This window comes from Streptomyces sp. NPDC005811 (assembly GCF_040630405.1).
GTDB lineage: Bacteria > Actinomycetota > Actinomycetes > Streptomycetales > Streptomycetaceae > Streptomyces.
The window spans coordinates 83,817-108,127 of record NZ_JBEXXK010000017.1 but is presented as its reverse complement, the minus strand read 5'-3'; the positions used below and the strand labels follow the sequence as shown (position 1 = coordinate 108,127).

The 24,311-nt window shown below is 70.5% G+C and carries 22 protein-coding genes and 1 tRNA gene; 11 read left to right on the top strand and 12 right to left on the bottom strand.

What is annotated here, in order from left to right:
* Positions 1-97 precede the first annotated feature (97 nt).
* The 5 genes from ABZ490_RS20015 (at position 98) to ABZ490_RS19995 (ending at position 3,927) form a co-directional block, all read left to right on the top strand.
* Positions 98-1,132 carry an ABC transporter ATP-binding protein gene (locus tag ABZ490_RS20015; RefSeq protein WP_358991707.1) on the top strand — a complete coding sequence of 345 codons (1,035 nt, stop codon included), beginning with the start codon at positions 98-100 and terminating at the stop codon, positions 1,130-1,132.
* A complete protein-coding gene (locus ABZ490_RS20010; protein ID WP_358991704.1) occupies positions 1,129-1,770 on the top strand; it encodes an ABC transporter permease in 642 nt (213 codons plus the stop codon). The genes ABZ490_RS20015 and ABZ490_RS20010 overlap by 4 nt, the downstream gene beginning before the upstream one ends.
* Before the next feature lies 1 nt (position 1,771).
* Complete coding sequence (locus tag ABZ490_RS20005) at positions 1,772-2,434, top strand: ABC transporter permease (protein WP_358991700.1); 663 nt, start codon at positions 1,772-1,774, stop codon at positions 2,432-2,434.
* Positions 2,435-2,445: 11 nt separating this feature from the next.
* The gene (locus tag ABZ490_RS20000) at positions 2,446-3,378 is read left to right on the top strand and encodes an ABC transporter substrate-binding protein (protein ID WP_358991697.1); all 933 of its coding nucleotides are present in this window, start codon (positions 2,446-2,448) and stop codon (positions 3,376-3,378) included.
* A gap of 120 nt (positions 3,379-3,498) precedes the next feature.
* Positions 3,499-3,927, top strand: coding sequence for a hypothetical protein (locus ABZ490_RS19995; RefSeq protein WP_358991869.1), 429 nt, complete (start codon positions 3,499-3,501; stop codon positions 3,925-3,927).
* A gap of 354 nt (positions 3,928-4,281) precedes the next feature.
* On the opposite strand, the gene ABZ490_RS19990 is transcribed toward ABZ490_RS19995, so the two are convergent.
* Positions 4,282-5,670, bottom strand: coding sequence for a cystathionine beta-synthase (locus tag ABZ490_RS19990; RefSeq protein ID WP_358991694.1), 1,389 nt, complete (start codon positions 5,668-5,670; stop codon positions 4,282-4,284).
* Between the two features lie 149 nt (positions 5,671-5,819).
* Here ABZ490_RS19990 and ABZ490_RS19985 point away from each other — a divergent pair, with 149 nt between their 5' ends.
* From ABZ490_RS19985 to ABZ490_RS19975, 3 genes are all read left to right on the top strand, one after another.
* Entirely contained in the window at positions 5,820-6,863 is a 1,044-nt protein-coding gene (locus ABZ490_RS19985; protein WP_358991691.1) for an SGNH/GDSL hydrolase family protein, read from the top strand.
* Between the two features lie 107 nt (positions 6,864-6,970).
* Positions 6,971-8,191: an acetyl-CoA C-acetyltransferase gene (locus tag ABZ490_RS19980; protein WP_358991689.1), complete on the top strand. Its 1,221-nt coding sequence runs from the start codon at positions 6,971-6,973 to the stop codon at positions 8,189-8,191.
* Between the two features lie 281 nt (positions 8,192-8,472).
* Positions 8,473-9,264, top strand: a complete 792-nt coding sequence (locus tag ABZ490_RS19975; protein ID WP_358991686.1) for a hypothetical protein — start codon at positions 8,473-8,475, stop codon at positions 9,262-9,264.
* A 45-nt stretch (positions 9,265-9,309) separates the two neighbouring features.
* Here ABZ490_RS19975 and ABZ490_RS19970 read toward each other — a convergent pair whose 3' ends face one another.
* Positions 9,310-9,621 carry a hypothetical protein gene (locus tag ABZ490_RS19970; protein WP_358991683.1) on the bottom strand — a complete coding sequence of 104 codons (312 nt, stop codon included), beginning with the start codon at positions 9,619-9,621 and terminating at the stop codon, positions 9,310-9,312.
* Between the two features lie 104 nt (positions 9,622-9,725).
* Here ABZ490_RS19970 and ABZ490_RS19965 point away from each other — a divergent pair, with 104 nt between their 5' ends.
* On the top strand, positions 9,726-9,953 hold the full coding sequence (locus tag ABZ490_RS19965; RefSeq protein ID WP_358991680.1) for a DUF4287 domain-containing protein: 228 nt from the start codon (positions 9,726-9,728) through the stop codon (positions 9,951-9,953).
* 83 nt (positions 9,954-10,036) lie between these two features.
* On the opposite strand, the gene ABZ490_RS19960 is transcribed toward ABZ490_RS19965, so the two are convergent.
* From ABZ490_RS19960 to ABZ490_RS19950, 3 genes are all read right to left on the bottom strand, one after another.
* Positions 10,037-10,939, bottom strand: coding sequence for a Bax inhibitor-1/YccA family protein (locus ABZ490_RS19960; RefSeq protein ID WP_358991677.1), 903 nt, complete (start codon positions 10,937-10,939; stop codon positions 10,037-10,039).
* 214 nt (positions 10,940-11,153) lie between these two features.
* Positions 11,154-12,329: a 4-hydroxybenzoate 3-monooxygenase gene (locus ABZ490_RS19955; RefSeq protein WP_358991674.1), complete on the bottom strand. Its 1,176-nt coding sequence runs from the start codon at positions 12,327-12,329 to the stop codon at positions 11,154-11,156.
* Positions 12,330-12,484: 155 nt separating this feature from the next.
* Positions 12,485-12,568: transfer RNA gene (locus ABZ490_RS19950), tRNA-Leu, on the bottom strand.
* A 432-nt stretch (positions 12,569-13,000) separates the two neighbouring features.
* Between ABZ490_RS19950 and ABZ490_RS19945 the strand changes: the two genes are divergently transcribed.
* Both ABZ490_RS19945 and ABZ490_RS19940 read left to right on the top strand, forming a co-directional pair.
* Positions 13,001-13,771, top strand: coding sequence for an ABC transporter ATP-binding protein (locus tag ABZ490_RS19945; protein WP_340378351.1), 771 nt, complete (start codon positions 13,001-13,003; stop codon positions 13,769-13,771).
* On the top strand, positions 13,771-16,299 hold the full coding sequence (locus tag ABZ490_RS19940) for an FtsX-like permease family protein (RefSeq protein WP_358991670.1): 2,529 nt from the start codon (positions 13,771-13,773) through the stop codon (positions 16,297-16,299). The genes ABZ490_RS19945 and ABZ490_RS19940 overlap by 1 nt, the downstream gene beginning before the upstream one ends.
* A gap of 70 nt (positions 16,300-16,369) precedes the next feature.
* Here the strand turns inward: ABZ490_RS19940 and ABZ490_RS19935 are convergent, their stop codons facing one another.
* From ABZ490_RS19935 to ABZ490_RS19905, 7 genes are all read right to left on the bottom strand, one after another.
* Positions 16,370-17,659, bottom strand: a complete 1,290-nt coding sequence (locus tag ABZ490_RS19935) for a cyclopropane-fatty-acyl-phospholipid synthase family protein (protein WP_358991666.1) — start codon at positions 17,657-17,659, stop codon at positions 16,370-16,372.
* Positions 17,660-17,892: 233 nt separating this feature from the next.
* Positions 17,893-19,278: an NAD(P)/FAD-dependent oxidoreductase gene (locus ABZ490_RS19930; protein WP_358991663.1), complete on the bottom strand. Its 1,386-nt coding sequence runs from the start codon at positions 19,276-19,278 to the stop codon at positions 17,893-17,895.
* A 446-nt stretch (positions 19,279-19,724) separates the two neighbouring features.
* Positions 19,725-20,684, bottom strand: coding sequence for a Ppx/GppA phosphatase family protein (locus tag ABZ490_RS19925; RefSeq protein WP_358991660.1), 960 nt, complete (start codon positions 20,682-20,684; stop codon positions 19,725-19,727).
* Positions 20,685-20,808: 124 nt separating this feature from the next.
* Positions 20,809-21,336 (bottom strand): DUF501 domain-containing protein, encoded by a 528-nt coding sequence (locus tag ABZ490_RS19920; protein ID WP_358991657.1) that lies wholly within the window; start codon positions 21,334-21,336, stop codon positions 20,809-20,811.
* A gap of 26 nt (positions 21,337-21,362) precedes the next feature.
* Positions 21,363-21,839, bottom strand: coding sequence for a septum formation initiator family protein (locus ABZ490_RS19915; RefSeq protein WP_358991654.1), 477 nt, complete (start codon positions 21,837-21,839; stop codon positions 21,363-21,365).
* Between the two features lie 104 nt (positions 21,840-21,943).
* A complete protein-coding gene (gene eno / locus ABZ490_RS19910; protein WP_358991651.1) occupies positions 21,944-23,245 on the bottom strand; it encodes a phosphopyruvate hydratase in 1,302 nt (433 codons plus the stop codon).
* Between the two features lie 347 nt (positions 23,246-23,592).
* The gene (locus ABZ490_RS19905; protein WP_358991648.1) at positions 23,593-24,309 is read right to left on the bottom strand and encodes a transglycosylase family protein; all 717 of its coding nucleotides are present in this window, start codon (positions 24,307-24,309) and stop codon (positions 23,593-23,595) included.
* Positions 24,310-24,311 lie beyond the last annotated feature (2 nt).

Sequence of the window (24,311 nt, the reverse complement as noted above, 5' to 3'; positions counted from 1 at the left end):
GGTCATCTGTTACGTCGGATTAACGCCGAACCGTTGACAAGCTATTCAGTCACCAAGAACTCTGCATGACGTTATACAGCCGGGCAAGGGACATCTCATGATCCAGTTCGATGCGGTCCACAAGCGCTTCCCCAACGGCACGACAGCAGTGCACGACCTCACCCTGGACATGCCGGAAGGCGGCGTGACCGTGCTGGTCGGCTCCTCCGGCTGCGGCAAGACCACCACCCTGCGGATGGTCAACCGCATGGTGGAACCGACCTCCGGAACCATCAAGGTCGGCGGCAAGGACGTCACCCGGCAGGACGCGGCCGAACTGCGCCGTTCCATCGGGTACGTCATCCAGCAGGCGGGCCTCTTCCCGCACCGCACGGTGCTCGACAACATCGCCACCGTGCCGCTGCTGCTCGGCCACGGCCGCCGCCGGGCCCGCGCCCGCGCCGCCGAGCTCCTGGAGACCGTCGGCCTCTCCGCCGACGCCGGGAAGCGCTACCCGCACCAGCTCTCCGGCGGGCAGCAGCAGCGCGTCGGCGTGGCCCGCGCGCTCGCCGCCGACCCGCCGGTGCTGCTCATGGACGAGCCCTTCGGCGCGGTCGACCCCGTCGTGCGCACCCAGCTCCAGGACGAACTGCTCCGGCTCCAGAAGGAGCTGAGCAAGACCATCGTCTTCGTCACCCACGACATCGACGAGGCCGTCCGCCTCGGCGACCGCATCGCCGTCTTCCGCACCGGCGGGCACCTCGTCCAGTGCGCCTCCCCGGCCGAGCTGCTCGCCCGCCCCGCCGACGACTTCGTCGCCGACTTCCTCGGCGCCGAGCGCGGCCTGAAGCTGCTCTCGCTGAAGACCCTCGCGGGCGTCCCCCAGGGCCCGGCCCCCGAGGGCGGCGCCTGGACCCTCGTCCTCGACGAGGCCCGCAAGCCGCTCCACTGGGCCAACCAGGACGCCGAACTGCCCGTACGGCCGCTCAGCGACGACGACTCCCTGCTGTCGGCGCTCAACGAGTCCGTCGCCTCGCCCACCGGCCTGGTCGCCCGCGTCGACGCGGCCGGCGTCCTCACCGGCGTCACCTCCCGCGACGACATCCACGAGCACGCGGGCCAGGCCCACGCGGAAGCCCGGGTGGCCGCATGACCATCGACTGGTCCTGGATAGCGGGCCACACCGACGACCTGACCACGCTCACGATCTCCCACCTCCAGGCCGCGCTGACCGCCGTCTTCTTCGGCCTGCTGATCTCGCTGCCGCTCGCCGTGGTCGCCCACCGGATCCGTCCCCTGCGCGGCTTCCTCCTCGGGCTCTCGAACGTCCTGTTCACGATCCCGTCGATCGCGATCTTCGTGCTCCTGCTGCCGGTCAGCGGGCTGACCCGCACCACGACCGTCATCGGCCTGACCGTCTACACCCTGGTCGTCCTGCTGCGGAACACGGTCGAGGGCCTCGACTCGGTGCCGGCGCGGACCAAGGAGGCGGCCAAGGCCATGGGCACCCGCCCGCTGCGCACGCTCCTCACCGTCGAGCTCCCGCTCGCGCTCCCCGTGATCATGGCGGGCGTCAGGATCGCGACCGTCATGTCGATCTCCCTGGTCTCGGTCGCCACCTACATCGGCGACGGCGGCCTCGGCCAGCTCTTCACCGACGGCTTCCAGCGCGACTTCCCGACCCCGGTGATCGCGGGCGTGGTCCTCACGATCCTCCTCGCCGTCGTCGCGGACGCGGCGCTGGTCGCCCTCCAGTACGTCCTGACCCCGTGGAAGAGGCGGCGAGCCTGACATGTACGAACTCTTCACGAACCTCGGCTCCTGGCTGACCAGCGGCACCCAGTGGTCCGGCACCGACGGCATCGCCCACCGGCTCGCCGAGCACCTCCAGTACTCGCTGCTCGCCACCCTCATCGCCGCCGCGATCGGCCTGCCCCTCGGGCTCCTCATCGGCCACACCGGCAAGGGCGCCTTCCTCGCCATCAACCTGGCGTCGTTCGGCCGCGCCCTGCCGACCGTCGGCCTGGTGGTGCTGGTCTTCCTGGCCGGCGGGCTGTCGATGCTGCCGGTGTACGTCGCGCTGGTCGCCCTCGCGGTCCCCTCGATCGTCACCAACACCTACGCGGGCATGACGGCCGTCGACCCGGAGGTGAAGGACGCGGCCCGCGGCCAGGGCATGCGCGGCCACCAGGTCCTCCTCCAGGTGGAGCTGCCCCTCGCGCTCCCCCTGATCATGACCGGCCTGCGGCTCGCGCTCATCCAGGTCGTCGCCACGGCGACCATCGCCGCGTACGTCTCCTTCGGCGGCCTCGGCCGCTATGTCTTCGACGGCCTGGCCCAGCGCGACCTCGTGCAGGTGATGGGCGGCGCGGTGCTGGTCGCCGTGGTCGCCGTCACGCTCGACCTGCTGCTCTCCGGCCTCCAGCGCTTCCTCTTCCGCCACCGCACCGCCTAGGGACACCGCCCATGAACCGTCGTACCCTCCTCGGTGGCCTGCTCGCCGCCGGCTCCGTGCCCGTCCTCGCCGCCTGCTCCAGCGGCATCACCTCGCTGAACGAGCAGAACGGCTCGACCGCCGGCGGTGGTTCGAGCAAGGGCGGGATCACCATCGGCACCGCCAACTTCACCGAGAACCAGGTGCTCGGCTTCCTGTACGCGGCCGTGCTGGAACAGGCCGGCGTCAAGGTGAAGGTCCGCCCCAACCTCGGCACCCGGGAGATCGTGATCCCCGCGCTCAAGGCGGGCGACATCGATCTGCTGCCCGAGTACCAGGGCGCCCTGCTCAACTACCTCGCCCCGAAGGACGACTCCGCCGAGCCCGGCACCATGCAGAACGCGCTCACGGTGGCGCTGCCCGGCGGCCTCCAGGTGCTGCCGTACGGACAGGCCGCCGACTCCGACTGCTTCGTCGTCACCCGGGCGACCGCGCAGAAGTACGGCCTGACCTCCCTCGCCGACCTGGCCAAGCAGAACGGCAAGCTGGTCATCGGCGCCGCGCCCGAGGTGAAGAAGCGGCGGGTGGGCGCGGTCGGTCTGCAGGAGGTGTACGGCGTCGAGTTCAAGGAGTTCAAGTCGCTGGACTCCGACGGACCGCTGGTCAAGGGCGCCCTGAAGAAGGGCGATGTGGACGTGGCGAACCTGTTCACCACCGACACGGACATCGAGGCCAACGACTGGGTGGTGCTGACCGACCCGAAGAACCTCATCCCCAGCCAGCACATCGTGCCGCTCATCGCCGACCGCAAGGCCGACGACACGGTCCGCAAGGCCCTCGCCCGGCTCGGCAACGTGCTCACCACCGAGCAGCTCACCCAGCTCAACAGCCAGGTCGACAACGACAAGAAGGACCCCGAGGACGTGGCGAACGCGTACGCCAAGCAGCACGGGCTGGCGAAGTAGGCGAGGCCCCCCGGTCGGGTCCACCCCGGTGGACCCGACCCGGAAGAGGGGGGCTGTCCCCCGTGCGCGGGGCGCCCGCACTCCCTACCGTGGAGGTCCATGACGGGATGGGAGACCACCATGGACGCGCGCGACAGCGACCTGAAGAGAGAACTCGACGCCACTCTGCAGACCCGCAGGGAGCTGGGCGAGGAGTACGAGTCCGCGCTGGTGGACTCCTTCCTGGAGAAGGTCGACCAGCGCATCGACGCGGCGGTGGAGCGCCGGGTGCGCAGGGGGTTCGCGGAGGCGCAGACGGCGACGGCCCGTGATTCCCGTTCCCCGAGGGCCACGGACTCCTGGGGCGAGCGGTTCGGCTTCGGCATCGTGTCGCTGGTGCTGGCGGTCCCGCTGTCCGCGATCGGCGCGGGCACCGCGCAGCTGCCCGGGCTGATCGTCACCTGGGTGGGCATCGTCGGCGTCAACGCCGTCCAGGCCGCCCGCAGCAACCCCGGCCTGTTCGGCGCCGCCCGCCGCCGGTCGTCGAAGGACGACGCCTGGAAGGACTGAGCGGAAGGACTGAGCCGACGGAGAAAGCTGTGCGCGGGGACCGCCGCACCCCCGTTGCCGGGGGGCGGGACGACGGCGGTCCCCGCGAGGGACGCGGGCCGGGTCAGGCCGGGCTTGCGCGTCCATGGCGCCTGTGGAGGTCCGGGAGCCGCTCCGGAGGTCCGTGACGCCGTTCGGTTGCCGGCCCGGGCGGGGAGCCGCTCCCGCCCTGCCGACACCCACTAATGTGCCGGACCCGTGTTAAGCGGGTGCTGCGCGGACGTGACGCGCTCGTACCACTTCCGCGAAGTCCATCACTTCGGTAGGTAAACGGAACTTCGCCGCCGGCACCGGCAGTTCACCGGACGTTCGCCGTCACTTGCCGCCCTTGGCCAGGAAGGCCAGCAGGTCCTGACGGCTGACCACACCGGTGGGCTTGCCCTCGACGAGGACGATCGCGGCGTCCGCGGTGCCGAGCACGGACATCAGGTCGCCGACCGGTTCGCCGGAGCCGACCTGCGGCAGCGGGGCCGACATGTGCTTCTCCAGCGGGTCGGAGAGGGAGGCCCGCTGGGTGAACAGCGCGTCGAGCAGCTCGCGTTCGACGACCGAGCCGACGACCTCCGCGGCCATGACGTCCGGGTGGCCGGCGCCCGGCTTCACGATCGGCATCTGCGAGACGCCGTACTCGCGCAGCACCTCGATGGCCTCGCCCACCGTCTCGTCCGGGTGCATGTGGACGAGGGACGGCATCGCGCCGTGCTCCTTGTCGTTCAGGACGTCGCCGACGCGCGCGGACGGGCCCTCGTCCTCCAGGAAGCCGTAGTCGGCCATCCACTCGTCGTTGAAGATCTTCGAGAGGTACCCGCGGCCGCTGTCCGGCAGCAGCACGACCACGACGTCGTCGGGGCCGAGCCGCTCGGCGACCCGCAGCGCGGCGACGACGGCCATGCCGCAGGAGCCGCCGACGAGCAGGCCCTCTTCCTTGGCCAGCCGGCGGGTCATCTGGAAGGAGTCCTTGTCGGAGACGGCGACGATCTCGTCGGCGACGGTCCGGTCGTAGGCGGTGGGCCAGAAGTCCTCACCGACGCCCTCGACCAGGTACGGCCGCCCGGAGCCGCCGGAGTAGACGGACCCCTCGGGGTCGGCGCCGACGACCTGGACGCGGCCGTCGCTGGCGTCCTTCAGATAGCGCCCGGTGCCGGAGATGGTGCCGCCGGTGCCCACGCCCGCCACGAAGTGGGTGATCTTCCCTTCGGTCTGCTCCCACAGCTCCGGGCCGGTGGAGTGGTAGTGGGAGAGCGGGTTGTTGGGGTTGGAGTACTGGTCGGGCTTCCAGGCGCCGGGCGTCTCGCGCACCAGCCGGTCGGAGACGTTGTAGTAGGAGTCCGGGTGCTCGGGGTCCACGGCGGTCGGGCAGACCACGACCTCCGCGCCGTAGGCCCGCAGTACGTTGATCTTGTCGGTGCTCACCTTGTCGGGGCACACGAAGATGCACTTGTACCCCTTCTGCTGCGCCACGATGGCCAGCCCGACCCCGGTGTTGCCGCTGGTCGGCTCGACGATCGTGCCGCCCGGCTTGAGCGCGCCGCTCTCCTCCGCCGCCTCGATCATGCGCAGGGCGATGCGGTCCTTCACGGAGCCGCCCGGGTTGAAGTACTCCACCTTGGCCAGAACGGTGGCCTGGATGCCCTGGGTCACGCTGTTGAGCTTCACCAGCGGGGTGTTGCCGACGAGGCTGATCATCGAGTCGTGGAATCGCACCGTTGTCTCCGGTTGCTTGCAAAAACAGTGGTCGTAGTGGTTACGCCAGCCTACGGCCCGTCCGTGAGGTTCACTCCCCGTCGAGATTGGCCGACGGTCCGTACGGGGCAAGGAGTGGGTGTACGGACACGAGGAGGTGGCGGCGAGGCATGACGAGCATGTCGAGGGCGAGAGTGGCCCGGCGCATCGCGGCCGGCGCGGCCTACGGCGGCGGCGGCATCGGCCTGGCCGGGGCGGCGGTCGTGGGACTGCTGCTGGCGGAGGCGCAGCTGGCCCGGCGCCATGTGAACGGAGTCGGCGAGCACCACCGCGCCCCGCACGCGGACGGCCGCTACGGGCGGACCTACGACGCCCCCGGCACCCCCGCCGCACCGCCCCTGCGGCTGGTGCTGCTCGGTGACTCCACGGCGGCCGGCCAGGGCGTCCACCGCTCCGGCCAGACCCCGGGCGCCCTGCTGGCCTCCGGCCTCGCGGCGGTCGCGGAACGCCCGGTGGAGCTGCGCAACGTCGCCCTGCCCGGCGCCCAGTCCGACGACCTCGACCGGCAGGTCGCGCTGATCCTGGGCACCTCCGACCAGGTGCCCGACATCTGCGTGATCATGATCGGCGCGAACGACGTCACCCACCGGATGCCGCCGACCCGCTCGGTGCGGCACCTGTCGGCGGCGGTACGGCGGCTGCGCACGGCCGGTACGGAGGTGGTGGTCGGCACCTGTCCCGACCTGGGCACGATCGAGCCGGTCCCGCAGCCCCTGCGCTGGCTGGCCCGCAGAGCCTCCCGTCAGCTGGCGGCCGCCCAGACGATCGGTGTGATCGAACAGGGCGGCCGCACGGTGTCGCTGGGCGATCTGCTGGGCCCCGAGTTCGAGGAGAATCCGCGCGAGCTGTTCGGCCCGGACCACTACCACCCCTCGGCGGAGGGGTACGCGACCGCCGCGATGGCCGTCCTGCCCACGCTCTGCGCCGCGCTCGGCCTGTGGCCGGAGGAGGAGCGCCCGGACGTCTCCCGCCGCGAGGGCTTCCTGCCGGTGGCCCGCGCCGCGGCCGAGGCGGCGTCGGAGGCGGGCACCGAGGTCACGGCGGCGATGCCGACGGGCCCGCGCGGCCCCTGGGCCCTGCTGAAGCGGCGCCGCAGGAGGAGGGTCGAGGAGACCGAGCCGAGCCGGCCCGCCCCTGACCAAGCAAGCGCTTAGAAAGTGCGGTCAGGGTCACACCGCGACACGGGTGACCGCGAGAGTACGGACAGGTAACTTCCCAAGCAGCCGTGCCCGAACGAACCCCTTCCGCCACTGGAGCCGTGATGCCCGAAGCCGTCATCGTCTCGACCGCCCGCTCCCCGATCGGCCGCGCCGTCAAGGGCTCCCTGAAGGACCTGCGCCCGGACGACCTCACCGCCACGATCATCCAGGCCGCCCTGGCGAAGGTCCCCGAGCTGGACCCGAGGGACATCGACGACCTGATGCTCGGCTGCGGCCTCCCCGGCGGCGAGCAGGGCTACAACCTGGGCCGGATCGTCGCCGTGCAGATGGGCATGGACCACCTGCCGGGCTGCACGATCACCCGTTACTGTTCCTCGTCGCTGCAGACCTCCCGCATGGCCCTGCACGCCATCAAGGCCGGCGAGGGCGACGTCTTCATCTCGGCCGGTGTCGAGACGGTCTCCCGGTTCGCCAAGGGCAGCTCCGACGGCCTCCCGGACACCAAGAACCCGCTCTTCGCCGAGGCCGAGGCCCGGACCGTCGCCACCGCCTCCCAGGAGGGCTCCACCTGGCACGACCCGCGCGAGGACGGCCTGATCCCCGACGCCTACATCTCCATGGGCCAGACCGCGGAGAACCTGGCCCGCGCCAAGGGCGTCACCCGCCAGGACATGGACGAGTTCGGCGTCCGCTCGCAGAACCTCGCCGAGGAGGCCATCAAGAACGGCTTCTGGGAGCGCGAGATCACCCCGGTGACCCTCCCCGACGGCACCGTGGTCAGCAAGGACGACGGCCCGCGCGCCGGCGTCACCCTGGAGGCCGTGTCGGGCCTGAAGCCGGTCTTCCGCCCCGACGGCCTGGTCACGGCCGGCAACTGCTGCCCGCTCAACGACGGCGCCGCCGCGGTCGTCATCATGTCCGACACCAAGGCCCGCGAGCTGGGCCTGACCCCGCTCGCCCGGATCGTCTCCACGGGCGTCTCCGGCCTCTCCCCCGAGATCATGGGCCTCGGCCCGGTGGAGGCGTCGAAGCAGGCCCTCGGCCGCGCCGGTCTGACGATCGGCGACATCGACCTGGTCGAGATCAACGAGGCGTTCGCCGCGCAGGTGATCCCCTCCTACCGCGACCTGGGCATCGACCTCGACAAGCTGAACGTCAACGGCGGCGCCATCGCCGTCGGCCACCCCTTCGGCATGACGGGCGCCCGGATCACCGGCACGCTCATCAACTCCCTCCAGTTCCACGACAAGCAGTTCGGCCTGGAGACGATGTGCGTCGGCGGCGGCCAGGGCATGGCGATGGTCATCGAGCGCCTGAGCTGACCCCTCCGGCCGTCTCTGCGTAACCGTTTCGGCACCTGCCGTCACGTGATGGCCCGGAGTCCGGGAAACCCCTGGACTCCGGGCCGATTTGTGATCCAATCTCCCCCAGGATGTGACCTATCTCCCTCTGTCAGGGATTTACGCAGCTCAGCACGGCTCACAGCCGCACCACAGACCCAATTTCCTGTCCGTTTCGTGACGTTACGCACTGACAGCGGGATAGTCCGCCCTTCAAGCTGATGTAGGAAGTCGGGGGTCGACTTTGAACCGGGAGTACGTCAGTGAGCGCCATGCCGATCGCGTTGCTGGTCACCACGGCCGCCACGGGCGCCGTGGGCGTCGCCGTCCTGCGCACCCTCTTGCAGCTGCGCCGACAGGTCGCCGCCCTGCACACCCAGCTCGCCGAGAACCTCGCGGCCGAGCGGCGGGGCTTCGTACCGGCCGCCCGCAGCACCACGGACACCGCCGAGATACGCGCGGCCGTGGCCGAGGCGCTCGCGGAGGAGCGGGAGCGGGAACTGGCCGAGGCGCGCGCCTTCTGGGCCGCCCAGGAGGCGCGTGACGCCTCCGACGCCCCCTCCCTGCTGGGCCTGCCGGACAGCGAGCTGTTCCTGCCCCGGCAGACCGACTTCGTGGGCCTGGAACCGCTGGAGCCGGTGACCGAGCCGCCCGCGGACGCCGACGAGTTCGCCGGGGACTCCCCCGAACTGGCCGCGGCCCGCCGCCGGCACCCCTCCCACCCCGACTTCGTCCCGGTCCAGTCACCGGTCGTGAACGACCATGAGCGCACGGTCGCCGCACTGGAGGAACTGGCCGAGTCCCGCACCGAACTGACGGACGTCCGCCCGGGCCCGCTCGGCACCCTCGACGTCTATGTCTTCGCCGACGGCACCACCCTGTGCATGACCCCGGGCCACCGCGAGACGGCCGACCGCCTGGCCGGCGCCCTCACCGCGGGCGAGACCCCGTACCTCCTGGGCGGCTCGGGCATCTCGGGCGCGTACACCCTGACGTTCGCGTGCGGCGAGGAGAACGTCTACATCCTGGCGGACAGGGTCATCGCGAGCCTCTGAGGGCTTCTTTTTCGACACCGGGGGACTGCACCCGCCGACCCGCCCTCAGACCCCCGCCCGCTTCTGCGCCTCCGCGACCAACCGCACAGCGTCATCGACCTGGCCGTCGTCGGAAAGCACCACCGCCAGATCATGGACAGCCACGGTGATCTGATCAGCCGCCGCGAACATCCCCGCATCCGGCATCTCCCGCGGCTCCGTCCCCGGCTCCTCGATCCGCTGCGCCCACCGGGCCAACTCCCGGGCCAGCCCCAGCGCCTCGGCCGCCGCCCCTCTCTGCAAGCGGCTCTGCGGAGCGGCACGCAAACGATCGGCGAAGTGATCCACCGCACGGGTCAGAGACGTCGTATCCACCACGCCGTGAGCGTACGCGTCGTACCCGGACTGTTGCCAACGGGCGAACGCTCAGGCACCGTGACCTGAAGGACCGGCTTACATCCCCTTTGCAACCGGAGGCGCCGATGTCCCATGTCCTCTCCGAGGAGACCCACCGCAATCTGCTCGCCCGTATCCCCCACTGCACCGGCCGTGAAGTCTCCGACTGGCTGCGCACCGTCGACGAAGGCCCCGCTCTCCGCTTCGAGGAGAAGGTCAGCTGGCTGCGCCACGAGCACAATCTCGCGTACGGCCACGCCAAGGCGATCATCCACGAGTACGAACTGAGGAGGGCCGCGCGCAAATTCGCCTAGCGCGCACATCGGCAGGACGGTTCACCGGACACGACGAAGGGCCCCGGGGAAACCCCGGGGCCCTTTCGCGCCGTACGACGGCGTCAGTCGCTCTGGTTGAGGATGGCGAGGAGTCGCAGGAACTCCATGTAGATCCAGACCAGCGTCAGCGTGAGGCCGAAGGCGGCGAGCCAGGCCTCCTCGCGCGGGGCACCGTAGGCGATGCCGTCCTCGACCTGCTTGAAGTCCAGGGCGAGGAAGCAGGCACCCAGGATGATGCCGATGATCCCGAAGACGATGCCGAGGCCACCGCTGCGGAAGCCCAGGCCGTCGCCGCCGCCGAAGACGGTGAACAGCAGGTTCACGGCCATCAGCAGGACGAAGCCGAGCGCCGCGGCCATCACGAAGCCGTAGAAACGGCGGTTGACGCGGATCCAGCCGGCCTTGTAGGCCACCAGCACGCCGGCGAAGACCGCCATGGTGCCGAGGACCGCCTGGACGACCACGCCGTCCGCGATGTACGTCGACACCGTGGACGAGATCACGCCGAGGAAGACGCCCTCGAGGGCGGCGTACGACAGGATCAGCGCGGGGGCCGGGCGGCGCTTGAAGGACTGGATGAGCGCCAGCACCATCGCGACGAGACCGGCGACGACCGCGATGCCGTAGGACTTGCCGAGGTTGGCCTCGTCCACGGGCAGCAGCAGCCAGGACAGGACCGCCGTGACGATCACGGTGCCGAGCGTGGTCGCGGTGCGCGCGACGACGTCGTCCATGGTCATGGCGCCCGGGGTGACCGGGGCCTGCGGCGGGGCGCCCACCTGCTGGGCGTAAGGGTTCTGCGCGTAGGGGTTGCCCGCCTGCTGGGCGTACGGGTTGCCCTGCGCGTACGGGTTGGCCTGCGTACCGACAGCGGGTCCCCCGGCCTGCGGCGTCGCGTTGAAGCCCGCGTAGCCGTTGTCGCGGCTGAACCCCCGTCGCGAGAAGACCGGGTTTCTGCTCCTCATTTCACTCCTCCATGGCCGCCGTGCGCGGCCTTGGCGTCAAGAGTAATAGGTAGGCAAAGGATTGACCCTAGTGCTTGGGGAGGATCTTTCCCTCGTCTTGCTGCGCAACACGCTACGCGGCAGGCGGATTCCCTCTACGGCGGGGCCGTATTCATGACCAAGCTGCGACATGCCCGGAACCGGCCGGAGATCAACCGGCCGACCGAGGGGGCGTTCACCCGAACGGGAACCCGGTGTACCCCTCGGCCAGATCGGTCTCGGCGGCACGCGAGGAGGTGATCCGTTCCAGCCGGGCGGTCTGGAGCCGGTCCTCGAACGGGGTGGCGTCGGGTGCGCGGTGCAGCAGGGTCGTCATGTCGTACGAGAACCGCTCGGCCTGCCAGACCCGGCTCAGACAGGTCGCCGAGTAGGCGTCGAGCAGCGCGTCCGATCCGGTCTCCCGGCGGTGCGCCAGGGCCCGCGCGAACGTGACGACGTCCCCGACGGCCAGGTTCAGCCCCTTGGCGCCGGTCGGCGGGACGATGTGGGCGGCGTCCCCGGCGAGGAAGAGCCGGCCGTGCCGCATCGGCTCGTGGACGTAGGAGCGCATGGGGGTGACGGACTTCTGGGTGATCGGCCCGCGCTCCAGCCGCCAGCCGTCCTCGGTCTCGAAGCGGCGCTCCAGCTCGTCCCAGATCTCCTCGTCGCCCCAGCTCTCGGCGTCGGTGCCCTCGGGCACCTGGAGGTAGAGGCGGGAGACGGACGGGGAGCGCATGGACAGCAGGGCGAAGCCGCGGTCGTGGCGGGCGTAGACCAGCTCGTCGTGCGAGGGCGGCACGTCGGCGAGGATGCCGAGCCAGCCGAAGGGGTACGTCCGTTCGAAGACGCGGGTCAGTTCGGCCGGGATCGCGCTCCGGGCCACTCCCCAGAAGCCGTCGCAGCCGACGACGTAGTCGCACTCCAGGACGTCCTCGACACCCTCGTGCCGGAAGCGCACGCGCGGGCTGTCGGTGGCGGCGCCCTCCACGGCCAGCGCCTCGGCCTCGAAGAGCAGCGGGCCGCCCTCCTTGAGCTGGAGGGCGATGAGGTCCTTGCAGACCTCGGTCTGGGCGTAGACGGTCACGGACCGGCCGCCGGTGAGGGCCGGGAAGTCGACGCGGTGGCGCTTCCTGTCGTAGCGCAGCTCGATGCCGTCGTGGCGCAGCCCCTCGCGGTCCATGCGCTCCCCGGCGCCGGCCGCGCGCAGCACGTCCACCGTGCCCTGCTCCAGGATCCCGGCGCGCTGGCGGTGCTCGACGTAGGACCGGTCGCGGCTCTCCAGGACGACGGAGTCGATGCCGGCGTTGTGGAGCAGACGGGCGAGGAGGAGGCCGGCGGGGCCGGCGCCGATGATGCCGACGGTGGTGCGCATCGGGCTTCCCTTCAGACAGCGGATCACATGATTGTTCGCCTGGTGAAATTTTCTTCACTATGACTGCATGTGAGTCTGCGCCCGGGTGCACCTGGTGTCAACGAGGGGGACGCAGAGGGGGACGCAGGGGTCGGTGATCGACGAGGTGTCGGAAGTGCCCAGAGCCGGACTTGAACCGGCACGCCCGCGAAGGGGCAGCGAGGTTTAAGCTCGCCGTGTCTGCATTCCACCATCTGGGCAGGCCTTGGGCTCCGCGTTGAGCTTCCGACCCTATCGGGATCCGTCCCCCGAACAGCGGAAGAGTGGACCGATGTTGTCTTATTTTATTGACGTCTGAGGGTGCATCAGCACCTGGAACTCGCCATCCGCACTTGCCAGTAGCCTGGCGCGCGGCGACCGCCCATGCATGCGGAATGACGGAATTTCACCGCCCGAACGAGGGTGCTCCACCGGTTCTTGACGAACCGTCCGCTCCGGACGGGGCGTCCCGCTCTCCGGGACGCGTGTCATCCCCAGGTATGACACGGCCGCGCGTGGTCCGACCGGAGTCTGCCTTCAGAACCGGAACAGCGACTGACTACAGGGCCGCCTCGGGCCGGAACGATGGTTCAGGTCCGGATCCTCAGGACTCCAGGACCCCACACCCCTCGTCCCGACAGGAGCGCGTTCCCGTGACCACCAGCCCCCTCGCCGAACGGTCCACCGCCGTGGCCGCACGCGCCACGGACCTTTCGAAGATCTACGGGCAGGGCGAGACCCAGGTGGTCGCCCTGGACCGGGTCTCCGTCGACTTCCGGCAGGCCGAGTTCACCGCGATCATGGGCCCCTCCGGCTCCGGCAAGTCCACCCTGATGCACTGTGTCGCCGGCCTCGACACCTTCTCCTCGGGCTCGGTGCGCATCGGCGAGACCGAGCTCGGCTCGCTGAAGGACAAGCAGCTCACCAAGCTCCGCCGGGACAAGATCGGGTTCATCTTCCAGGCGTTCAACCTGCTGCCGACGCTGACCGCCCTGGAGAACATCACCCTCCCGATGGACATCGCGGGGCGGAAACCGGACAAGGAGTGGCTCGACTCGGTCATCGCGATGGTGGGCCTGAAGGACCGGCTGGGCCACCGTCCCTCCCAGCTCTCCGGCGGACAGCAGCAGCGTGTCGCCGTCGCCCGCGCCCTGGCCTCCCGGCCCGAGATCATCTTCGGCGACGAGCCGACCGGCAACCTCGACTCCCGCTCCGGCGCCGAGGTGCTGGGCTTCCTGCGCAACTCCGTGCGGGAACTGGGCCAGACGGTGGTGATGGTGACCCACGACCCGGTGGCCGCGGCGTACGCGGACCGGGTGGTGTTCCTCGCGGACGGCCGGATCGTGGACGAGATGTACCGCCCGACGGCGGAGACCGTCCTCGACTTCATGAAGCAGTTCGACGCGAAGGGCCGTACCAGCTGATGTTCCGCACCGCCCTGCGCAACGTCCTCGCGCACAAGGCCCGGCTCCTGATGACCGTGCTCGCCGTGATGCTCGGCGTGGCCTTCGTCTCCGGGACCCTCGTCTTCACCAACACCCTGTCCAACGCCCTCCAGAACAGCTCCGCCAAGGGCTTCGACCAGGTCGACGTGGCCGTCACCGCCCAGCCCCAGCCGGACGTCGGCGACCGGATCGTCGAGACGCCCGACCTGACCGAGGCCCTGCGGAAGAAGAGCGCCGAGGTGCCCGGCGCCGCGTCCGCCATCGGGGTCGTCACCGGCTTCACCGCCGTCGCCGACAAGGACGGCAAGCTCGTCGGCGACGGCTTCCAGTCCCAGGGCGGCAACTACTGGGGCACCGACGACCCCCGCTACCCCCTGGCGGAGGGCAGGGCTCCGCAGGGCGCCGGCCAGGTCGCCCTCGACGCGAAGACCGCCGAGCGCACCGGCTACCGGGTCGGCGACCGTCTGCGGCTCTCCATCGACGGCCCGGTCCTCACGCCCACCGTCTCCGGCATCTTCCGGACCGACGACGGCAATGTCGCGGCCGGTGGCAGCCTCACCCTGTTCGACACCCCGACGGCACAGAAGCTGTTCGGCAAGGCGGGCACGTACGACGAGATCGATGTGAAGGCCGCCGCCGGCACCACGCAGAGCGAGCTGCGCACGGCCCTGGACGCGGCGCTGCCGCGCGACCGGGTCGACACCGAGACCGGAAAGCAGCTCGCCGACCGGCAGGCCGAGTTCATCGCCTCCTCGATGAGCGGTCTGAAGCAGGGCCTGCTGGTGTTCGCCGGGATCGCGCTGTTCGTCGGCACGTTCATCATCGCCAACACCTTCACCATGCTGGTCGCCCAGCGCACCAAGGAGCTGGCGCTGCTGCGCGCGGTCGGCGCCTCGCGCCGCCAGGTGACCCGGTCGGTGCTGATCGAGGCCTTCGTGGTGGGCCTGGTGGCCGGCGCGACCGGTCTGGTGGTCGGCATCGGCATCGGCGCCGGACTGCGCTCGCTCATGGGCACCCTGGGGGCGTCCGTCCCCGACGGCCCGCTGATCGTGTCGGCCGGCACGGTCGCCACCTCGTTCGCCGTCGGTGTGGTCATCACCGTGCTGGCCGCCTGGCTGCCCGGCCGCCGCGCCGCGAAGATCCCGCCGGTCGCCGCGATGAGCAGCCTGCACGCCAAGGCGACCACCAAGTCGCTGGTGCTGCGCAACACGCTGGGCGCGCTGTTCTCGGCGGCGGGTGTCGCGACCGTCCTGTACGCGACGACGATGGACGGCTCGGACGGCCAGGCCCCGATGGGCCTCGGCGCGGGCCTGCTGATCATCGGCGTGTTCATCCTGACCCCGCTGCTGTCCCGTCCGCTGATCGCGGCCGCCGCGCCGGTCCTGCGGATCTTCGGGGTCTCCGGCCTGCTGGCCCGGCAGAACTCGGTGCGCAATCCGCGCCGTACGGCCGCCACCGCCTCGGCGCTGATGATCGGCCTCACCCTGATCACCGGGATGACGGTGATGGCGGGCAGTCTGCAGAAGTCGATCGACAAGATGGCGTCCTCGGCGATCCGCGCCGACTACGTGGTGTCGATGGCGAACGGCAACTCGCTCTCCCCGGACGTCGAGAAGACACTGACGTCGGCTGACGGCGTGACCGTCATCAGCCCGATGCGCAACGCGCTGACCCGGATCGACGACAGCACCGAGAGCATCACCGCCGTGAACGGCTCCGCCTTCGCCGAGCTGACCGACCTGCCGGTCGACGACGGCACGTTCGAGGTGGGCGGCACGAAGGTCGTCGTCGACGAGGACACCGCGAAGTCGTACGGCTGGAAGGCCGGTTCGGCGTTCCGGGTGGCGTACGAGGACGGCGCCAAGCAGCGGCTGACCGTCTCCGGGGTCTACCGGGCCAACGAGCTGTTCCGCGGGATCCTCCTCGACACCGCGACGCTCGCCCCGCACCAGGACGCGCCGGACGACATGCAGGTCATGGTGAAGACCTCGGGCGGCGCCTCCGACGCGACCAAGGACCGGCTGGAGAAGGCCCTCGGCTCCAACCCGGCCATCAAGGTGCAGAGCAAGCAGGACCTCTCCGACTCCATCGCCCAGATGTTCACCCTGATGCTGAACATGCTCTACGGTCTGCTCGCCATGGCGGTGATCGTCGCCGTGCTCGGTGTCATCAACACGCTGGCGATGTCGGTCTTCGAGCGCTCGCAGGAGATCGGCATGCTGCGCGCGATCGGCCTGGACCGCCGCGCGGTCAAGCGGATGGTCCGGCTGGAGTCCCTCGTCATCTCCCTGTTCGGCGGGGTGCTCGGCATCGGCCTGGGCGTGTTCTTCGGCTGGGCGGCCGGTGAGCTGCTCGGCACGGAGATGGCGACGTACGAACTCGTCCTGCCCTGGGACCGGATGGCCGTGTTCCTGCTGCTGGCCGCCGGGGTGGGCGTCCTCGCGGCGCTGTGGCCGGCCCGGCGGGCGGCCCGGCTGAACATGCTGGCGGCGATCAAGTCGGAGTAGCCGACGGAGCCGACGCAGGGAAGGGGCCCCGCCGGGTTCACGGCGGGGCCCCTTCTTGCTGTTCCCGCGCTCAGTTCCAGGTGCGGGCGCGCAGCGGCATCCCGGAGTCGCCGGACTCCGGTGTCCGCACGGCGAGGACCTGGTTGACGCCCAGCCGGTTGCGTTCGAAGCCGACGGCGCAGGCGGCCATGTACAGCCGCCAGACGCGGGCCCGGCCGGGGCTGGTGAGCTGTACGGCACGGGTCCAGTCGTCCTCCAGACGGGCCACCCAGCGGCGCAGGGTGAGGGCGTAGTGCTCCCGGATCGGCTCGACGTCACGGACCTCGAAGCCGGCCCGTTCGAGCTGGGTGACGGTGGTGCCGAGGGGGGCCAGCTCGCCGTCCGGGAAGACGTAGGAGTCGATGAATCCGTCGAGGTGGTAGGTGGATTCGTCCTGCTGGGGGCGCCGGGAGATCTGATGGTTGAGCAGGCGTCCGCCGGGGGCGAGCAGCGCGTACAGGTCGTTGGCGTAGTCCAGGTACTTCGCGGCGCCGACGTGCTCCGCCATGCCGATGGAGGAGATCGCGTCGTACGGCCCGTCGGTCACGTCCCGGTAGTCCTGCACCCGGATCTCGATCCGGTCGGTGAGCCCGGCGTCGGCGACGCGCTTGCGGGCGTGGGCCGCCTGCTCCCTGGACAGGGTGATCCCGACGACGCTCACGCCGTGCTCACCGGCCGCGTGGATGGCCAGGGAGCCCCAGCCGCAGCCGACGTCGAGGAGCCGCTGACCGGGCTTCAGGGCGAGCTTGCGGCAGACGAGTTCGAGCTTGTCGCGCTGGGCCTCTTCGAGGCTGCTGCCGGGGTGGGGCCAGTAGGCGCAGGAGTACACCATGGACGGCCCGAGGACGATCCCGTAGAAGTCGTTGCCGACGTCGTAGTGGTGGCTGACGGCCCGTCGATCGGTGCGGCGGGTGTGCAGATGACCGGTGCGCCGGATCTCCTCGACGGGCGGCGCGGGCGGCAGCGGCGGTCCCGCCAGCTTCAGCAGGTCGAGCACGGCCCCGCGGAACACGGGGTCACGCAGGGCCTGGCCGAGGGGACGGGCGTCCTCGTCCCGCTCCCAGATCAGCCCCGAGAGCAGATCCATGGCGACGAAGAGGTCGCCCTCGATCTCCAGGTCCCCGGCGACCCAGGCACGGGCCAGGCCCAGCTCACCGGGCTTGAACACCATTCGGCGCAGGGCTCGGCGATTGCGTACGACCAGCGCGGGCGCCCCGGGCGGACCCGCCTGCGAACCGTCCCAGGCGCGGATGCGCATCGGGAGCGGGCCACCCAGCAACTGTTCGACGATCGCATGGAGCCGCGGCGCGGCATCGGCCATGGAGCACACCTCCGTGACGGTGATCCCGGACTGTCCGGATTCCACGTAAACACGGAAGGTGCCGGAGTTCAGTCCCGCGCGGCCGGTACGACCGGGCAAAAAGAGGTGCAGACGTCACGGGTACGACAGGACGGCCGAAGGGGCCGCCCGCACCACGGATGGCGGGCGGCCCCTTCGGACCGTGCTGCTGTGCTGCTCTCCCGGCGGTGCCGGGCCGTGCTGTCAGCCGGCGATCAGGAGGCCTTGGCCTTCTCGCTCTCCGGCTTGGCGGCGGCCGGCGCCGGGGCGGGCTTGGCGGCCTCGTAGAACTCCTCGCGGGGGTTCTCCATCGCGCCGAGGGAGACGACCTCGCGCTTGAGGAACATGCCGAGGGTCCAGTCGGCGAAGACGCGGATCTTGCGGTTCCAGGTCGGCATCGCCAGACCGTGGTAGCCACGGTGCATGTACCAGGCGAGACGGCCCTTGAGCTTGATCTTCATCTTGCCCATGACGATCATCGCCACGCCCTTGTGGAGGCCGAGACCGGCCACCGCGCCCTTGTTGGAGTGCGCGTACTCCTTCTGCGGGAAGCCCCGCATGCCGGAGACCACGTTGTCGCCGAGGACCCTGGCCTGGCGCAGCGCGTGCTGGGCGTTCGGCGGGCACCAGGCGTTCTCGACCCCGGCCTTGCGGGCGGCGACGTCGGGGACCTGGGCGTTGTCGCCGGCGGCCCAGATGTAGTCGGTGCCCTGGACCTGGAGGGTCGGGGCGGTGTCGACGTGACCGCGGGGGCCGAGCGGGAGGCCGTAGCGGGCCAGGACCGGGTTCGGCTTGACGCCGGCGGTCCACACGATGGTGTTGGAGTCGACCTCGAGGCCGTTCTTCAGCACGACGTGGCCGTCGACGCAGGAGTCCATGGAGGTGGAGAGGTAGATCTCCACGCCGCGGGCCTCGAGGTGCTCCTTGCCGTACTGGCCGAGCTTGGGGCCGACCTCGGGCAGGATCTTGTCGGCGGCGTCGACGAGGATGAACCGCATGTCCTCGCGGGACACCGTCTTGTAGTACTTGGCCGCGTCGCGGGCCATGTCCTCGACCTCACCGATGGTCTCCGCGCCGGCGAAGCCGCCGCCGATGAAGACGAAGGTGAGCGCCTTGCGGCGGATCTCCTCGTCGGTGGTGGAGTCGGCCTTGTCGAGCTGCTCGAGGACGTGGTTGCGCAGGCCGATGGCCTCCTCGACGCCCTTCATGCCGATGCCCTGCTCGGCGAGGCCGGGGATCGGGAAGGTGCGGGAGACCGCGCCGAGCGCGATCACCAGGTAGTCGAAGGGCAGCTCGTACGCCTCGCCGACCAGCGGGGCGATCGTGGCGACCTTGCGGTCCTGGTCGATGGTGGTGACCCGGCCGGTGAGGACCTCCGCCTTGGGCAGCACGCGTCGCAGCGGGACGACGACGTGGCGCGGGGAGATGTTGCCGGCTGCGGTTTCGGGGAGGAAGGGCTGGTAGGTCATGTACGACCGGGGGTCGACGACCGTGACGGTCGCCTCGCCGTAGCGCATCTTCTTGAGGATGCGCCGAGCTGCGTACAGGCCTACGTACCCACCGCCTACTACGAGGATCCTGGGACGCTCCGTGGTGCTCATGGCATCGAGTATCCACCCGCCTCAGGGGGGCCGCTCGTGCGCCCCTTCACAAGCTTGTGGAGGGTGTGTGCTATCCTCCGCGACCCGCGTGATCCACATCATGGCGCGGAGGGGGAACCAGCGTGTAGGGCGAGGCGTTGTCAATGCCGCGTGAGCTGCCTCTCCGGCCGTCCGGGGGTGGGGTGAGGGGTCGGAAACACCCCCTCGGACGACCTCCTCGAAACGTCCGCGCGCGCCTCTTTTGAACACGTTCACACGGGTGTTGACCCCCCGGAAGGGCCAACCGGCCCTCATGGGGCCCTCACCAGGGCCGAAATCCTTGTGAAGAACTTCACGAACTTTCCCGCGGGGGTGTCGTGGAGAACCGTTCCGGCCACCACGAGCACCCCGCCGGGACGCTCATACGTCCTTCGACCTGCTCAGCGGAGTGCCCTCCGCGGGCCCTCTCAGGGGGCCTCCGGAGCCCCCGCCACCGACCACGCGATGCCGTCGAGGATGTCGTGCTCGCTCACCACGACCTCCCGCGCACCGATCCTTTCCATGATCGACAGCAGCACGAGGGCGCCCGCCACGATCACGTCCACGCGGCCCGGGTGCATCGAGCCGATCGCCGCGCGCTCGGCGTGGGTGGAGTGCAGCAGCCACTCGGTGATCTCCCGGACCCGCTCGTGGGAGACCCGCGAATGGTGGATGGCCGCCGTGTCGTACGCGGGCAGCTCCTGCGCGATCGCCGAGACCGTCGTCACGGAGCCCGCGAGGCCGACCAGCGTGTGCGCCTCGCGCAGCGGGACCGTCTCCTCGGCGAGGTCCAGCGCCGCCTCGATGTCGGCCCGCACGGCCGCGATCTGGCCGGCGGTCGGCGGGTCGGTGACCTCGCCGTCCACGACCAGGTGCCGCTCGGTCATCCGCACACAGCCGACGTTCACCGAGCGGGCGGCCCGGACGTGCTCCTCGCCGACCACGAACTCCGTGGAGCCGCCGCCGATGTCCACCACCAGATACGGCCGGGTCAGGTCCGCCCGGCCGGTGAGCTCCTTCGTGGCGCCCGTGAAGGAGAACTCGGCCTCCTGGTCGCCGGTGATGACCTCGGGCTCGACGCCCAAGATGTCCAGGACGCCCCGGACGAACGCGTCGCGGTTCTCGGCGTCCCGGGAGGCGGAGGTGGCCACGAACCGCAGCCGCTCCGCGCCCAGCTCCTTGATCACCGCCGCGTACTCGCGGCACGCGGCGAAGGTCCGCTCCAGCGCCTCGGGCGCCAGCCGGCCGGTCCGGTCGACGCCCTGCCCGAGGCGGACGATCGTCATACGGCGGTCCAGATCGACCAGTTCACCGGTCACCGGGTCGCAGTCGGCGACGAGGAGACGGATGGAGTTCGTACCGCAGTCGATGGCGGCGACACGGGTCATAGGGGTGCCCTTCGAGACGTACGCAAGCAGGATCAGCCCGTCCGGCGTTGGAGGACGAGGCCCTTTCGGGGCCGAAGCGGGGGCCCGGGGGCGGCAGCCCCCGGAAACGGGACCGCGGGAACGGTCACTCCTCGGCGGCAGCCTTCGTCACGCACGTCCCCTTGGCCCACCACTGCGGCAGCATCGCGAGCGCCTCGTCGCCGAGCGGGTTCACCCCGGGGCCCGCCGCGAGGGAGTGCGCCACGAGCACGTGCAGGCACTTCACCCGGTCCGGCATGCCGCCCGCGCTCGGGAAGCCCGTCAGCTCCTCGATCTCGTCCCGGCGCCGGACGTAGTCCTCGTGGGCGGCGCGGTAGGCGGCCGCGAGCTCCGGGTCGCTCTGGAGCCGCTCCGTCATCTCCTTCATCACGCCGTTCGCCTCGAGCGTGCCGATCGCGGAGTTCGCCTTGGGGCACGTCAGGTAGTACAGCGTCGGGAAGGGGGTGCCGTCGGGCAGCCGGGGCGCCGTCTCGACGACGTCCGGCTGACCGCAGGGGCAGCGGTGCGCGATCGCGCGCAGTCCGCGCGGCGGGCGGCCGAGCTGCTGCTTGAAGGCCTCGACGTCGGCGTCGGTGGGCTCGGTGCGCGGGGTGGTCGGCGGGGGCGTTTCCATGCTTCGGGGACTGTCTCTCTGTCGGTTCACTGGTCGGAGGCGTCGGACTTGTCGACCCCGTCCCAGACGTTCGAGTACCAGGGGCGGTCGGCCGCCCCGAGATCGGCGCGGGCCTTCTTGACCGCGTCGGGGTCGATCACGATGAAGCCGGTCTCCCCCGGCATCACATAGTGCAGCCGCTGCCGGATCTGCTGCTCGGCGTACGCGTCGTCCTGCCAGCGTGCCTTGAGATCGCGCAGTTGTTCCACCCGCCGGGTGGCCTCGGCCTTCTCCCGCTCCAGATCGGCGATGTCCGCGCGCTGCGAGACGTACTGCCGCATCGGGTAGGCGAGCGCCACGATCAGGGTGCACAGGACCAGCGCGAGCAGCGCGGCGCGGCCGGTCAGACGGGAGCGGCGGGCCTGGCGCTTGGTCTGGGAGCGGTAGACGCGGGCCGCGGTCTGCTCGCCGAGCACCCGCAGTCTCGTCGCGGTGGAGAAACGGTCCCGGTCCTTCACGGCCATCGGCTTCGCGCCTCCCCTTTCTCACGCGCGTACGTCCCCGCACACGGTACGGGACCGAGTACGGGGACGTACGTACGACTGGCTGTCGCGTGACCCGGGCGGGGTCAGCCCTTGGACACTCCGCCACGGAAGCGCGGGAAGGCCGAACGACCGGCGTACACCGCGGCGTCGTCGAGGATCTCCTCGATGCGCAGCAGCTGGTTGTACTTGGCGACGCGCTCGGAGCGGGCCGGGGCGCCGGTCTTGATCTGGCCGCAGTTGGTGGCGACGGCCAGGTCGGCGATGGTGACGTCCTCGGTCTCGCCGGAGCGGTGGGACATCATGCACTTGAAGCCGTTGCGCTGGGCCAGCTCGACGGCGTCCAGGGTCTCGGTGAGCGAACCGATCTGGTTCACCTTGACCAGCAGGGCGTTGGCGGTGCCCTCCTCGATGCCGCGGGCGAGGCGCTCGGGGTTGGTGACGAACAGGTCGTCGCCGACCAGCTGCACCCTGTCGCCGATGCGGTCGGTGATGACCTTCCAGCCGGCCCAGTCGTCCTCGAACAGCGGGTCCTCGATGGAGACGAGCGGGTAGGCCGCGACGAGCTCCTCGTAGTACTCCGTCATCTCGGCGGCGGAGCGCTCCTTGCCCTCGAAGAGGTACTTGCCGTCCTTGTAGAACTCGGAGGCGGCGACGTCGAGCGCGAGGGCGATCTGCTCGCCCGGGATGTAACCGGCTTCCTTGATGGCCTCGAGGATGAGGTCGAGGGCGGCGCGGTTGGAGTCCAGGTTGGGGGCGAAGCCACCCTCGTCACCGAGACCCGTGGACAGGCCCTTGGTCTTCAGCACCTTCTTGAGGGTGTGGTAGACCTCGGTGCCCCAGCGCAGGGCCTCGGAGAAGGACTCCGCGCCGATCGGGGCGATCATGAACTCCTGGATGTCCACGTTGGAGTCGGCGTGCGAGCCGCCGTTCAGGATGTTCATCATCGGCACCGGCAGCAGGTGCGCGTTGGGGCCGCCCAGGTAGCGGAAGAGCGGCAGGTCGCTGGCCTCGGAGGCGGCGTGGGCGACGGCGAGGGAGACGCCGAGGATGGCGTTGGCGCCGAGGGAGCCCTTGTTGTCGGTGGCGTCCAGGTCGAACATGGCCTGGTCGATCAGGCGCTGCTCGGTGGCGTCGTAGCCGACGAGCTCCGGGCCGATCTGCTCGATGACGGCGAGGACGGCCTTCTCGACACCCTTGCCGTGGTAGCGGTTGGGGTCGCCGTCACGGAGCTCGATGGCCTCGAAGGCACCGGTGGAGGCGCCGGACGGAACGGCGGCACGACCCGTGCTGCCGTCGTCGAGGCCGACCTCGACCTCGACCGTGGGGTTGCCTCGGGAGTCCAGGATTTCCCGGGCTACGACGACGTCGATGGACGGCACGAGCATCTCCTTCTTGGGATGTGACGCTGGTTGTGCGGTGCGCTGGTGGTGCGGGCACAGGGGCCTTGTCGGCCTTTGGTGGGCCTTGCGCCTAGAGCCTATCCGCCCCGGGGCCCGCGGCAGCCGACCGACCGCCCCGTGGACAAACTGACCGTACACATTGTTCCCCATCGGAACAAAGAGCGGGTGGCGCGGAGGCGAACACCTGGGCAAAGAAAACCCCGCTCCGGTGCGTACGGGGGAACGCGCACCGGAGCGGGGAGCCCGTGGGGACGGGGGGGGACCCTCACGAGGTCTTCAGTGTGCGGGGCCTTCATGTGAGCGGCCTGTGGCCCCGCCAGGAAGCGGATGTGTCACTTCAGGTGCAGCTGCTGGCCCGGGTAGATGAGGTCCGCGTCCTCGACGATGTCCTTGTTGAGCTGGAACAGCTTCTGCCAGCCGCCCTTGACCTTGTGCTTCTCGGCGATCGAGCTGAGGGAGTCGCCCTTGACGACCTTGTACTCGCCGTCGCCCTTCTTGACCTTCTTGCCGGTCGGGGTGGTGACCGTCTTGGAGGCGGCCGGGCGCTCGGCGGAGCGGGAGGCGGTCTGCTGCTCGGTGGAGCGGCTGGCGGTGGAGCTGTTCGAGCCGGAGCTGCCGGAGCTGCCGGAGCTCGAGGAGGAACCGGTGCTGCCGGAGCTGGAGCCGCCGCTGTACGGCGTGCTGGACAGGCCGGTGCCGCAGACCGGCCAGGCACCCTTGCCCTGGCCCGCGAGGACCTTCTCGGCGACGGTGATCTGCTGGTCCTTGCTGGCCAGGTCGGCGCGCGCGGCGTAGGCGGTGCCGCCGTACGCGGCCCAGGTGGAGGCCGAGAACTGCAGGCCGCCGTAGTACCCGTTGCCGGTGTTGATGGACCAGTTGCCGCCCGACTCGCACTGGGCGACCGCGTCCCACTCGGAGGCGGTGGCGGCGGAGGCGTTGCCGGCCGCCATCAGCGGGGCGGCGATGGCGACACCGGTGACGCCCGCGAGAGCGGCGACCCGGGTGGCCTTGGACGGACGACGGTGCTTGCCCTTGCCGGAAAACAGCATGG